This is a genomic window from Sorangium aterium (genome assembly GCF_028368935.1).
In the GTDB taxonomy this organism is placed as follows: domain Bacteria; phylum Myxococcota_A; class Polyangia; order Polyangiales; family Polyangiaceae; genus Sorangium; species Sorangium atrum.
Window position 1 is genome coordinate 2,043,418 of the sequence record NZ_JAQNDK010000001.1, and the last position, 12,369, is coordinate 2,055,786.

Below are 12,369 nucleotides of genomic sequence, written 5' to 3' on the forward strand. Positions count from 1 at the left end.
AGGATGGGAGGGGTTGGCCACTACCCGAGCAGCCATACGGCCGGGCTCTGCTCGACACGTTCGCCGGCGAGCGTCGCAGCGCTGTCGAGGATCTGGGTCCACGGCAACGCTGGGTACCCGGCACGGTGCGCGAGGTCGGCGCCGAGCGCAGCGACAAGCAGGGCGTGCGCGGAGGGCACGTTGTAACCCGCGGCATAGAGTGGGTTGAGCTCAAGAACCACCGGCTGGCCGTCTCGAGCGAACGCTACGTCAGCCACGTAGTTCGCCGGGAGATCAGCCGTGAGGAGCGCTGGGGCAAGGGCGCGAACCGCCCTCTGCACCACCTCGCTCCTGGCGGTGAGCTCATCGGAGAGGAGCCGGCGCGCGCCGTCGATGAGGACCTCGAAGGGTCCGTGGTAGCTGGCCATGAGGAGGCGGCCACCCAGCACCGTCAGCCGCACTTCGAAGGGCACCCGTATGGGGTTGCAGTCGCCGGGCAGGGTGGCGAGCTCGATGCGCTCGAGGTCGAGGTGCTCGCGCAAGGCGAGGCCACCGACATCGAGAGCGACACGCAGGCGGCGGACCACCTCGAAGACCGTGGCCTCGATGTCCGCCTGGTTGCTGCCGTAGTAGAGCTCGGGGTTGGCGGACTTGGCCGACGAGTAGAAGCCGCGGACGAAGACCCCGGCGTGGGGATCAATCTCCGCATCGAAGAGGGCGCCGTAGATCGCCTCGGTCAACAGGCGGCGCACGGCCGCGGGGGAGTCGATCGCGGCAGCGACGGCGGCGTCCACGGGCAGCAACGCCGTGCGCGGCGTGGGGACACCGGCGTTCGTGAGGACCGAGTAGAATCGATCGAGCCCGAGGACCCGCTCCACATGCTCGGGGAGGTCGAGCACGCACGCGGCGCCGGCAGCAACCGCCCGATCGAAGACGGATTGGTAAGTGGCGCGAGGGAGCATCGGCAGATCGATCCAGGACACACAGCCGCGGACCCCCTGCGGCGCGTCGAGCAGGGCCACGTCGCGGACCGCGAGGTCCCAGCCATGGAGGCGGGCAAGTTGGGTCCAGAACGCATGGCGACGCCGGATCATGGCCACGTTGCGGGGGTCGGCCTGGGCATCGAAGGCACGGTTGAGGTCGGAGATAAGGGCGACGCGGGACACGGCTCAAGCATCGCACGTTTCCGTGGCGGCGCCTCGGGTCGCCCGGTATCACGGTCGGGCTCATGCTCCGGAAGGCACCTTGAAGGACTCGATCACGTGCCGCCGCACGGCGAGCGCCGTGCCCGCGGCGCGCGCGGCCTCCGTCGCGATCTTGATTCGCAGGACGAAGCCGTCGGAGCTCCGCTGGCTCGGCGACGGCGATCTGAACCCGCGAGACGCTCCGCTCGATGTCCACGCCGCACCGCCCGGCGCCCCATCCGAGCAGTGCGCTGACGTCGCCAGCCGGCAGAGCCTTCGGCTCGATCTGCGCGAGCAAACGCGTCCGTCCGAGCGGGCGCCCGCTCGGCGAACGTCCGCCGGTCTTCTACCAGCTGGGGCTCCGCCGGCCTCGCCGGCGCCGCTCCGATCGCCGCGCTCGGTCCGGGCGTGCTCCCGCCGCAGCCTGCGAGGAGATGGCCCGCCGCGAGGGCGGACGCGACCAGGAACGAACCGCAGAAGACGCGACGAGCGCAGGGCGCGTTGACGCGCATGGTGAGCCCCCCGCGACTCCAGCTCTCCTCGGCGGCGTATGTCGGCATAGGGCGCAGGATAACACGATAACCTGCGTGAGCCCCCGCCGGCTACGCGGGCGCCTCTGGTCCCTCCTGCCCCTCCTGCTCCGGGCCCCGGCACGACTCCAGGTCGTGACTTGACAGCTTCCCAGGATCCAGCACAATGGACGCCATTTCGCTCATCACAAGGGCCGCCAATCGACGAAGGAAGACCGTGGAGAGCAAGACCAAGAACACGAAGTCACGCCCGCAGATCGCCGCCATGGTCGCCAGAGCGTTTGGCGGCATGGCGCTCGCGGGCGGCGAAGACGCCGTGGCTGAGCTGAAAGACGGCTGGTTCAATGCGGCTTACAGCGTCCGGCTCGCCGATGGCCGGGAGGTCATCCTCAAGATCGCGCCGCCCAGAGATGCGGAGGTCATGTTCTATGAGAAGAACATCATGACCACCGAGGTCGCCGCCATGCGCCTGGTCCGGCGAAACCCGGCCATCCCGGTGCCCCAGATCTACCATTTCGACGACGCTCGCGACCTGTGCGACTCGGACTACTTCTTCATGGAGAAGATCGCCGGGGGCAACCTCGAGCACGTGAAGTCGAGCCTCTCCCCCGAGACGCAGGCGTCCATCGACCTGCACATCGGCGAGATCGTCCGGGAGATCAACGGCTTCACCGGCACCTATTTTGGTTACGATGGGAACCCGGACCTGCGCGCGAGCACCTGGAGAGAGGCGTTCATCAAGATCATGGAGTCGGTGCTGGAAGACGGCGCCCGGAAAGGCGTGGTGTATGACCAGGGCTACGACGAGATCCGCGCCGCCGTCCTCAGGCACGCCCCCGCGCTGGAGGAGGTCGCCACGCCCCGCCTCGTCCACTGGGACGTCTGGAACCCCAATGTCTTCGTCAAGGAAGGCAGGGTCACCGGCATCATCGACTTCGAGAGGGCGCTCTGGGCCGATCCCTTGATGGAGGCCCAGTTCCGGCTGCTCTCCTCCGAGGGCATCAACAGCAGCATGCGCGGCTATGGCAAGACTTCCTTCACCTTCGAAGAAGAGCGAAGGTGCCGCCTCTACTCGCTGCACCTCGCCCTCGTCATGAACACGGAGTGTTATTACCGCAACTACGACACCAACTTCGTCCTCGACCTCTCCAGGCAGTGGATGGGCGAACACATGGCCTGGCTGAGCGCAAACTGAACGCTCATGGGCGAGAGCTCCAGGGTTGAAAGTCTGGGGACCGAGCGGGTCGGGAAGCTGCTGCTGGAGATGTCTTCCCAGACAACGCTCTCGCTGCTGGTCTATGCCATCTACAGCCTCACGGACATCTACTTTCTCTCCGTGGGCGTCAACTCGCTGGCCGCCGCCGCGGCCTCGATCATCTCGCCGGTCCTGATCGCCCTCGGCGCCGTCGCCACGACCGTCGGGGCCGGCGGCGCCTCGGTGGTCTCGAGGGCGCTCGGCGAGCAGGACATGGAGAAGGCCTCCCGGACGGTGGCAAACACCTTCCTGATCTTCTGGACGGCGGCGATCACCATCACGGTCCTGGGCTCGGTCTTCATCGAGCCGATCGTCCATCTGCTCGGGGCCACCGACAGCATCGCGCCCTATGCCATCGAGTACGGGCGGATCATCTTCCTCGGCGCCATCGCCGGCACCGGCTACTCGGCCATCGTCAGGGCGGACGGCAACGCCAGGTACTCGACCGCCCAGTGGATCATCCCCATCTGCGTCAACATCGCCCTGTGCTGGCTCTTCATCATCGTCTTGCAGATGGGCGTCTCGGGCGCTGCCCTGGCGACGGTCTGTTGCCAGGCGACCTCGGCTGGGATGGGTGTCCACTTCTTCTTTTTCAGGAGGAACCGCTCCTATCGCATCAAGGCGTCTTATTTCAAGCCGGACTTGCCCATCATCATCGAGGTGGTGACGATCGGGTCCCCCTCGCTCATCAAGAGCGCCAGCGTCGGCCTGATCGCCATCATCACCAACAACCTGCTCAGGCTGATCGGCGGCGACAGCGCCCTGAGCGTGTTCGCGATCGTCGGCCGGCTCTACTCCGGGCTGATCGCGCCGCTGACCGGCATCGTCCAGGGGATGCAGCCGCTGGTGGGGTACAACTTCGGCCAGAAGAAGCTCGAGCGGGTACGGGAGGCCATCCGGCTCTCCCTTGGCGCCGCGGTCGCCTATGGATCGCTCGTCTGCGGCGTCTGCCTGGTGATGCCGGCTGCGCTGATCGCCCTGCTGTCCAGGGAGAGCGCGATCATCGCCGAAGGGCAGACCGCGTTGCGGCTGCTGGCGCTCTCCTACCCGCTTGCCGGCGTGGCCATGGTCACGGCGGCCTCGTTCCAGTCGGTCGGCCGGGCCAAGGAGGCGCTGCTGCTCACCCTCGGGGGCATCCTCCTGGTCAAGCTGCCGGTGCTGCTGCTGGCCTCCCGCCTGTTCTCCCTGACCGGTATCTGGGCCTCCGAGGCGATCTCGGAGCTGATTCTTTGCATCGTCTCCTTCCTCTTTCTGAAGAATAGCCACGCTGGTTCTGGGCATGGCATGGCAAGAGCGCCTGACGCCGGCTGAGCCTGGCTCCAGGCCACCGAAATGCGGCGCAGAGTCCGTCTGCGCACCGCGAATGTGTCCGTTGACACTCGTCGCAAGGTGCGGCTATACACTCGGCCATTCGCCTGCTGGCCGACACCGTTCATTCAAAAACACAGCAGGTCCGGACGTAAGTAAACAGAAGCAACGAACCAGCCGCGGCGCGCGGCTGAGGAGGGAGGCATCGATGAAGCTCTATGAGTTCGCTCCTACCCGCTCGATCCGTGTGCGCTGGGCGCTCCAGGAGCTGGGCGTGGACTTCGAGACCGTCCAGGTCAACCTCCGGGCCGGCGAGAATCGCCGCCCCGAGTTCCTCAAGCTCAACCCTGCCGGCAAGCTCCCCGTGCTCGTCGACGGCGACCTCGTGCTCACCGAGTCCGTTGCCATCGTGCTTTACCTGGCCGAGAAGTACCCCGAGAAGGGCCTGCTCCCCACGGACCCGAGGGAGCGGGCCAAGGTCAACCAATGGCTGCTGTTCGCGGCGACCGAGCTGGAGCAGCCGCTGTGGCGCATCGCGCGTAACAAGTTTCTGTATCCGGAGGACAAACGCCAGCCTGGCGACATCCCCGTCGCCTGCGAGGACTTCAAGGCCATGGCCGACGTGCTGGAGAAGCACATGGATCAGCGGCAGTTCGTCGTCGGCGACAGCGTGACCGTCGCCGATCTCGTGATGGCCTACACCCTCGACTGGGCCAACGAGATCCACCTCCTGGACGGCTTCCCGCAGCTCCGGGCCTACATGGATCGGATGTACGCCCGCCCGCACGCGGCCCCGCGCATCGCCCAGGCGTTCGCCAGCCTCAAGGCGTGAGGGGCAGGTCGCTGGAGGAGCTCTCGTCCTCCAGTCCGAGAGCCCGCTCGTCGTCGCCACGGCGCGGGGCCATGGCGCGGGCTGCGGCGCAGCGCGCGCCCGGCCGCCACGCAGCGCACGCTCGGCCACCGCGCGGCGCAGCCGCGCGCCCCGGCAGGTCGGCCGGGAGCTCCCCCGCGATGCCCGTGCGCGACCCGCGATGATAGAGTGGCGCGATGAGCCGCCGCGTCAGCAGCGACGGGACCGGGACCCTCCAGATCCACTTCGCCTTCGATCGCAGGCTGGTGGACGTCGTGAAGTCGCTCCCGTCCCGGCGCTGGAATCCCGAACAGAAGACCTGGCGCGTCCCGGAGACACACGTGGTCGCGGTGGTGGAGGTGCTGCACGCCGAAGGGTTCGGCTTCTGCGAGGTGACGCAGCGCCTCTACCGGGAACGCGGCGGGGCCCTCGCCCTCGACGAAGGGGGCGTCACGCCGATCGCCACCGTGGAGCCGGCCCGAGCCGATGAGCCGCGCGACGGGGACGCTCGGCCGAGGCCAGCTATGGCCGCGTCCGACTTCACCGTCTCGAAGCTCAACGGGCAGGTCCGCGCCGCGCTCGAGGCGGCGTTTCCAGCCTCGATCTGGCTGGTGGGCGAGGTCTGCGGGTACAACCGGGCCGCCCACAAGAGCATCGTCGGCTTCGAGCTCGTCGAGCGCGACGCCAACGGAAAGGAGATCGCCCAGGTCAAGGCGACCCTCTTCGAGAGCGCGCGCGCCGAGATCGAACGGCGCCTCGCCGCGGCGGGCGACCCGTTCCAGATCGAGGACGAGATCCAGATCCGCGTGCGCGGGCGCGTGGAGCTCTACGTCCCCTGGGGCTCGTATCGGTTCCTGATCGAGGACCTCGACGTGGGCTACACGCTCGGCGAGGCCGCCCGGCGGAGAGAGGAGATCGTGCGCCGGCTCGCCGAGGAAGGGCTGCTCGATCGGAACCGCTCCCTGCCCTTCCCCGCCCTGCCCCTCCGCGTGGGCCTCGTGACCAGCCTGGGCTCGGACGCCTACAACGACGTGCTCGGCACCTTCAGGGAGTCAGGCTTCGCGTTCCGCGTCGTGGCGCACGGGGTCCGCGTCCAGGGGCGGCAGACGGAGCCGTCGGTCCTGAACGCCCTCGACTACTTCCGGGCGCGCGCCGCGGAGCTCGACGTGCTGCTGATATGCCGCGGCGGCGGCTCGCGCACCGATCTCGCCTGGTTCGACTCGGAGCCGATCGCCCGCGCCGTCGCCACCTTCCCCCTCCCCGTGGTCGTCGGCATCGGCCACGAGCGAGACATCTCCGCGCTCGACTTCGTGGGTTTTCGCGAGAAGACCCCGACCGCCGCGGCCGCGATGCTCGTCCAACGCGTCTCGGAGGCGAGGGATGAGGTCGAGTCGTCGCTCCTGAGCATCCTCGACCAGGGCCGGCGGGTCCTCCGGTCGGCCTCGTCGGATCTCACCCGCCGGGCGACCCGGGTCCCGCGCTCCGCGTCGCTTCTCATCGCGCGCCGCGCGGGCCAGCTCCAGGAGGCGGTCCGCCAGCTTCGCCAGGGGGCGAGGCGCGATCTCGACGCCGCCTCGCATCGGGTCGACGAGATGGCCTCGCTCCTCGGGCCGCGCTCGTCCCGGAGGCTCGCGCTCGAATCCGAGCGCCTCGAGTCGCGCGAACGGCGCCTGCGCCTCCTCGATCCGCGGCGCGTCGTGGAGCGGGGATATGCGATCCTGCGCACGACGGAAGGGGCGGTGCTCACCGACGCGGCGCGCGCGCCCCAGGGGACGACGCTCATCGCGGAGCTGAAGCGGGGCGTGCTGCGGCTTCGCTCGGACGGATCGGAGGAGACATAGGGTCATGGCAAAGCCGAAGCGCGGGACGAAGGAGCTGTCCGACGGGGACACGGCAAGCCCGCAGCGCGCCACGAAAGAGGTCTCGTATGGCGAGGCGTCGTCGCGCCTCGAGGAGATCTTGCAGAACATCGAGGAAGGTCAGGTCGACATCGACGCGCTCTCCGCGCTCGTGAAGGAGGCCGCGGATCTGGTGACGCTCTGCCGCCAGAAGATCCACGCCGCGGAGATCCAGGTGCAGACCATCACAGAGCAGCTCGAGCGCGAGGCGCCGGTGACCACGGACGCGGACGACGACGAAGACGACGAAGACGACGAGTAGGCGGGCGCAGGAGGAGGAAAGGCTTCGTGGCCGACGGACGGCCACCGGCGCCCGCGCCTGGCACCACGGCACGGCCGGCTCCGGCGTCCGCCGTCCGGCGGCGGGCAGCGCTACGGCAAGTCGAACGCGAAGAGCGTGTTGCCCGGCGTGCCGATGCCGAAGCTCTCGTAGCCGCTCCCCCAGAACACCATACCGCGCGTCACCGCCGGCCCGGCGTTGACGGAGCCGTCGGCCGGATGGCTCCAGAGGACGTCGCCCGTCTCGGCGTCGAGCGCGTGGAAGTCGCCGCTCATCGAGCCGCCGTAGACCACGCCGTTCGCGACCGTCAGCGGCCCCCTGGTCTGCGCGCCCGGCGTGGGATCGGGCGTCTGCCACAGGATGTCGCCCGTGGCGGCGTCGAGCGCGCTCCACGAACCCCAGTTGATGACCTCCCCGGAGGGCTGCAGCGTGTACTCGACCTGGCCGTTGTTGCCGATCGGCACGTAAATCCTGCTCTCGTCGACGGCGACTCCCCACATGATGCCGCCCAGCTCCCCGCCGGGGCCGACCAGCGTGCTCCACACCACGCTCCCGTCGTCCCGATCGAGCGCCCAGAAGATACCGCTCTTCTGGCCGGCGCCGACCAGATCGCGGCGCTCCGCCCCCGCGCCGGCCGTGAAGAGCGTGGCGCCCGTGCCGAAGTCGTAATCCGGGCCCGCCGGATCGGGGCACCAGTTGCCGCCGAAGTAGCAGGCTCCCGTCCAGGCGTCGAAGCCCTGGAGCCGCCGCGCCCACTTCAGCGCCCCGGTGCGGAGGTCGAGCGCGAGGACGGCGTCGATATAGTCGTCCGACGCAAGGCAGGCCTCGGCGGCGACGGTGTCGTCTCCGGCGGCCTCCACGCACGCGGAGACGGACGGCGGAACGGTGTAGTTGTTGCCGGTGGTCACGTACAGCGTGCGGCGCTTGAGGTCGAGCGCGGGCGCGCCGCCCCAGACTGCGCCGCCGGTGTAGCCGGCGGGCACCGTGTAGCGCTTCCAGAGCACCGCCCCGGTCCCCGCGTCGAGCGCGACCACGCTGCCGCGGAAGCTGCAACACGGATATGCGTTGTCCGCCGCGAAGAGCTCCTCGCGCGAGGAGACACCCACGTACACGCGGCCGCCATGCACGACGGGAGACTGCGTGATGATCGCCGCGGGGTGCGTGTCGAGCTGCCTCTTCCACAAGAGCGCCCCGGTGCGCGTGTCCACGGCGATCATGTGCGCGCCGGCGAGGGTGCTGAGGAACAGCGTGTGGCCGTGGAGCGCGGGGGTCGTGCGCGAGACGGCGCCGGCCGTGCCCGTGAGGCCCGCGATCGTGCGCGTCCAGATCGGGTGCCCGGTCCTGGCGTCGAGCTTGTACAGCTTGCCGCCCCCGTCCGGAAAGTAGACCGCGCCGTGCTCGACGGCCGGCGTCGCGGGGACGATGCCGGTCGTGGTGAAGGCCCACTTCACGGCGAGCGATGCGACGTTCGATGGCCCGATGTCGTGCTCGTCGCGCGCGTAGTGGGTGTTGGCGAGATCGTAGCCATAGACGGTCCAGCGCCCGGCGCCCGTGCCCATGGCCGTGCTCCCCAGGACGACACTGAGGAAGGCAAGACATACGGCGGCCCCGATCGCGGACCGGACCCAGAAGATACGCTTCATGGTGCTCCTCCCGGGGCATCGAGGTGAGCGGCGATCGGCCGCGCGACGCGCCAGTTCCGTCGCCTCCGCAGCACGAGGCCCCGAGTCTAGGTCACGCGGAATCGAGCTGGGCGTCAATCGGATAGAGAAAGGCGGCGCGGCGGCGCGGAGCCCCTTCCCATGGCTGGATACCGGGGTAATCTCGGCCACTCGGGAGGTGGGCCACGAACCGGAACAGCGCATCGAGTCCGCGCTCGCGGGCGACGACCACGAAGACCACTGCAGCGAGGAAGAGCAGCGCCGAGGAGCCGAAGAAGGCCGCCGCGCCGCGGAAGGCCGCCGCGCCGAAGGCTCCCGCGAGGCAGAAGGGCGCGGCGCGCAAGAAGGAGCCGCCGCCCTCGCCGGTGCCGAGGCTCCTCGGCGTCCTGGAGTCCCAGAAGCAGCTCGGCGGCGCGTCGTACCCGCCGACGCTCGAGCGGCTGACGGAGCTGACCGGTGACACGCTCGCGGTGACGAGCAAGGCGCTGACGACCAAGGAGGCGAAGGCGCGCGTGCTGCTCTCCCGCGCCGCGGGAGGCAAGAAGAAGCCAGCCCCCAGCGCCACGCTGGTGCTGCTCGCGGAGGACCTGGAGGCGATCGCGCAGTCCGATCGGCTCCTGGAGGTGCAGCTCCAGTCGGCGCGGACGGCCGACGCTCCCGCGGTCGACCTGGCGCAGCTCCCCAAGGGCCTCGTGACTCCCCTGGGCCGCGCGTTCAAGGCAGCGCTCGCTCAGCGCATCACCGAGCGCCGGCTCCCCCGCACCATCGGCGCTTTGCTCGGGAAGAAGCCGCTGTTCTTCTTCCTCGCAGACGCCGTCCTCCCGGCCGCCGGCGCGCCGGCGCGGCCCGCCGCGATCGCGACCGACGGCGCTGACCGCCCCACGGCCGACGGCCACGGCAGCTCGGCCCCCAGCAGCGCCGGCAGCTCGGCCCAGAGCGGCCCCGGCGCGCCGGCCATCTCCTTCGCCGATCGCTTCGACGCCGCCTTCTCCTCGCTCGACCGCGCGTCCGGCCGCCTCAACTACGTCACCCTCCACGCGCTCCGCGCCGCGCTGCCGGACATCCCGCGCGACACCTTCGACAAGGAGCTCGGCGCGCTCCGGCGGCAGCGGCGCTACTCGCTCGACCCGTCCGACGGGCGCCACCACCAGATGGCCGAGGCGGAGCGCGACGCCGGCATCGTGGAGGGCGGGAACCTGTTCGTCTACGTGGCGCGGAGGGACGACGCATGAGCGAGGAGCCGACGTTCGAGCGCTTCCTGGCGGCGGTCCGGGGCACCAACCCGTTCCGCAGCCACCGCATCACCGACGTCGGGGGCGGCGAGGCCACGGTCGAGTCGATCCACAAGAACGCCTTCACCAAGCTCGTGCGCGTCGTGCAGGACGCCGCGAAGGAGCCGATCAGCATCGGCGCGCTGCTCATCGGCGCGCCCGGCGTCGGCAAGAGCCACCTGCTCGCGCGGCTGTTCCAGTGGGCCGGGGAAGACAGGGCGACGGTCGTCTACCTGCACAACATCCTCGCCTCGCCCGAGCGGATGCTCCGGTACGTGCTCAGCGCGACCGTCAGCGATCTCGCGGGGCACCGCGGCAGCGACTACACGCAGTCGCGCCTGTACACGGTCCTCAACCGCGCCGTCATCCGGACGGGCGCGCTCAAGGGCCGCAAGATGATGACGGGGCCCAGGGAGATCGACGCGCGCAAGGAGGCGCTGGCCCGCCTCGGCGCCAAGATCGACCCGCAGAACGCGGTCATCCCCGTGCTCAACGCGTTCCTCACCGGGACCTCGCACGCGAGCCTCGGCGACGCCGGCGCCGAGAAGCGCGCCCAGGCGGCGGTGCTGTGGCTCTCCGGCGAGACCCTCGGGCCCGACGAGGCGCGCCTGCTCGACCAGGCGGCCGGGGAGGACGGCCTCGCCCTCGCGGACGACGCCGCGGTGGAGCGCGTCCTCCACGTCCTCTCGCACCTGTGCGCCCTCGCCGAGCTCCCGCTCGTGCTCTGCCTCGACCAGATCGACAACCTCGACGCCGACGCCGTGCGCGCCCTGATGTCCTACGCGCACGCGCTGCTCGACCGCGCGAAGCACCTCGTCGTGATCGTCTCCGGCGTGAAGCAGTCGATGCTCTCCCTGCGCACCGGCGAGGTGATCCCGGCGGCCGCGTGGGACCGCATCGCCGAGCGGATCCTCGAGCTGCACATGATCTCGCCGGAGGAGGCCCGCGCCATCCTCGAGGGGCGGCTCGACGCCGCGCTCTCCGGCTTCGACGAGAAGGAGATCGAGGAGCTCATGGCCGCGCGCAAGCGCGATCGGCTCTTCCCGCTCGGCAGCGCGTGGCTCGAGCGGCGCCTCGACGGCGTGCAGGAGCTCCGGCCGCGGGACGCGATCCTCTGGGCGCGCGACCGCTGGGAGGCGCAGCAGGATCGGCTCGCGGCCGTCGGCGGCAAGCGCTGGCTCAAGGAGTGGCCTGGCCCCGAGCGCGAGCCGAAGGAGCCGGACGGGAGGCTCGAGGACGTCATCGACGCCGAGGTGAAGAAGAAGCTCGTCGAGGGCACGACCCGCCGCCGGCTTCAGCAGGCGTCGCTGCCGCCCGACGAGGACAACCTCGCGAGCCTGACGCACCACCTGCTCGCCAGGTGCGCCGGAAAGGGCGCCTCGACGCTCCTGAGCGTCGAGCACGCGACCGCGAAGAGGCGCGGCAAGGCCGCCCCCGCGCACCACCTCGTGGCCAAGGAGAAGCGCGCGGACGGCGTCATCGTGACCACCGGCGTGACGTTCCTCTGCGCGCCGAGCGGGCACGGCGCGCGGCTGCCGCTCCAGCGCATGGTCGAGGACACGAAGCACACGGACAAGCGCATCCTCGTCACCGACGAGGAGCGCCGGCCGCTGCGGCTCGGCGGCGCCGGCAAGGCCGCGTACGACGCGCTCTGCAAGCTGGGCCGCCAGCGCTTCCTCCACCTCCACCTCGACTTCGCCGGGCACGCGGAGCTCGACTCGCTCGTGGGGCTCCTCGGCGCCGCGAGGAGCCACGACCTCGAGATCGAGCACCCGCGCGGGCAGTACCGCAAGGTGACCGAGGCCGAGGTGCTGGCGTCCTTCGAGCGCCAGAGCCTCCTGCTCGCGCACCCGCTGCTGCGCGAGCTGCTCACCGAGGAGATCGTGAAGGGCGGCGGGGACTCGACGCCGCCCCCGGCGTGGGATCCGCAGCAGACGCGGGAGCACATCATGGCCGAGCTGTCGTGGCGCCTCGGCCTGATGGCGAAGGAGCTCGCGCAGATCTTCGCGAGCCGGAAGAAGCTGCAGGAGAAGCGCTTCCCGGAGGTGTGGTCGCACATCAAGAAGACGGCGCAGGCGCTCCACGACGAGGGCCACGTCCACGCGACCGCGACCGACGACGACCTCTTCGTCCAGCTGCGGGGCAAGAAGTGA

At 70.1% G+C, this 12,369-nt stretch carries 10 protein-coding genes; 7 read left to right on the top strand and 3 right to left on the bottom strand.

All coding sequences use genetic code 11. From position 1 onward, the window contains the following. Positions 1 to 20: 20 nt before the first annotated feature. On the bottom strand, positions 21 to 1,073 hold the full coding sequence (locus tag POL72_RS07380; RefSeq protein ID WP_272094316.1) for an ATP-grasp domain-containing protein: 1,053 nt from the start codon (positions 1,071 to 1,073) through the stop codon (positions 21 to 23). A gap of 837 nt (positions 1,074 to 1,910) precedes the next feature. Here POL72_RS07380 and POL72_RS07385 point away from each other — a divergent pair. The 5 genes from POL72_RS07385 (at position 1,911) to xseB (ending at position 7,266) form a co-directional block, all read left to right on the top strand. Beyond that, positions 1,911 to 2,888 carry a phosphotransferase family protein gene (locus POL72_RS07385; protein WP_272094317.1) on the top strand — a complete coding sequence of 326 codons (978 nt, stop codon included), beginning with the start codon at positions 1,911 to 1,913 and terminating at the stop codon, positions 2,886 to 2,888. Positions 2,889 to 2,957: 69 nt separating this feature from the next. Continuing rightward, positions 2,958 to 4,259, top strand: a complete 1,302-nt coding sequence (locus POL72_RS07390) for an MATE family efflux transporter (RefSeq protein WP_272094318.1) — start codon at positions 2,958 to 2,960, stop codon at positions 4,257 to 4,259. 205 nt (positions 4,260 to 4,464) lie between these two features. After that, complete coding sequence (locus POL72_RS07395; RefSeq protein WP_272094319.1) at positions 4,465 to 5,088, top strand: glutathione S-transferase family protein; 624 nt, start codon at positions 4,465 to 4,467, stop codon at positions 5,086 to 5,088. Between the two features lie 215 nt (positions 5,089 to 5,303). Further along, a complete protein-coding gene (gene xseA / locus POL72_RS07400) occupies positions 5,304 to 6,947 on the top strand; it encodes an exodeoxyribonuclease VII large subunit (protein ID WP_272094320.1) in 1,644 nt (547 codons plus the stop codon). Between the two features lie 4 nt (positions 6,948 to 6,951). After that, on the top strand, positions 6,952 to 7,266 hold the full coding sequence (gene xseB / locus POL72_RS07405; protein WP_272094321.1) for an exodeoxyribonuclease VII small subunit: 315 nt from the start codon (positions 6,952 to 6,954) through the stop codon (positions 7,264 to 7,266). A gap of 110 nt (positions 7,267 to 7,376) precedes the next feature. On the opposite strand, the gene POL72_RS07410 is transcribed toward xseB, so the two are convergent. Beyond that, positions 7,377 to 8,927, bottom strand: a complete 1,551-nt coding sequence (locus tag POL72_RS07410; RefSeq protein WP_272094322.1) for an outer membrane protein assembly factor BamB family protein — start codon at positions 8,925 to 8,927, stop codon at positions 7,377 to 7,379. 91 nt (positions 8,928 to 9,018) lie between these two features. After that, the gene (locus tag POL72_RS07415; RefSeq protein WP_272094323.1) at positions 9,019 to 9,288 is read right to left on the bottom strand and encodes a hypothetical protein; all 270 of its coding nucleotides are present in this window, start codon (positions 9,286 to 9,288) and stop codon (positions 9,019 to 9,021) included. A 22-nt stretch (positions 9,289 to 9,310) separates the two neighbouring features. On the opposite strand from POL72_RS07415, the gene POL72_RS07420 reads away from it, so the two are divergent. Together POL72_RS07420 and POL72_RS07425 are read left to right on the top strand one after the other, a co-directional pair. Continuing rightward, positions 9,311 to 10,177 carry a hypothetical protein gene (locus tag POL72_RS07420; RefSeq protein WP_272094324.1) on the top strand — a complete coding sequence of 289 codons (867 nt, stop codon included), beginning with the start codon at positions 9,311 to 9,313 and terminating at the stop codon, positions 10,175 to 10,177. Then, on the top strand, positions 10,174 to 12,369 hold the full coding sequence (locus POL72_RS07425) for a P-loop NTPase family protein (protein ID WP_272094325.1): 2,196 nt from the start codon (positions 10,174 to 10,176) through the stop codon (positions 12,367 to 12,369). Before POL72_RS07420 ends, POL72_RS07425 begins: the two co-directional genes overlap by 4 nt.

What these genes read in the sequence shown, in the direction of transcription:
- xseB (WP_272094321.1), top strand. Translation starts at nt 6,952, where the DNA reads ATGGCAAAGCCGAAGCGCGGGACGAAGGAGCTGTCCGACGGGGACACG.
- POL72_RS07380 (WP_272094316.1), bottom strand. Translation starts at nt 1,073, where the DNA reads ATGATCCGGCGTCGCCATGCGTTCTGGACCCAACTTGCCCGCCTCCAT.
- POL72_RS07425 (WP_272094325.1), top strand. Translation starts at nt 10,174, where the DNA reads ATGAGCGAGGAGCCGACGTTCGAGCGCTTCCTGGCGGCGGTCCGGGGC.
- POL72_RS07390 (WP_272094318.1), top strand. Translation starts at nt 2,958, where the DNA reads ATGTCTTCCCAGACAACGCTCTCGCTGCTGGTCTATGCCATCTACAGC.
- xseA (WP_272094320.1), top strand. Translation starts at nt 5,304, where the DNA reads ATGAGCCGCCGCGTCAGCAGCGACGGGACCGGGACCCTCCAGATCCAC.
- POL72_RS07410 (WP_272094322.1), bottom strand. Translation starts at nt 8,927, where the DNA reads ATGAAGCGTATCTTCTGGGTCCGGTCCGCGATCGGGGCCGCCGTATGT.
- POL72_RS07395 (WP_272094319.1), top strand. Translation starts at nt 4,465, where the DNA reads ATGAAGCTCTATGAGTTCGCTCCTACCCGCTCGATCCGTGTGCGCTGG.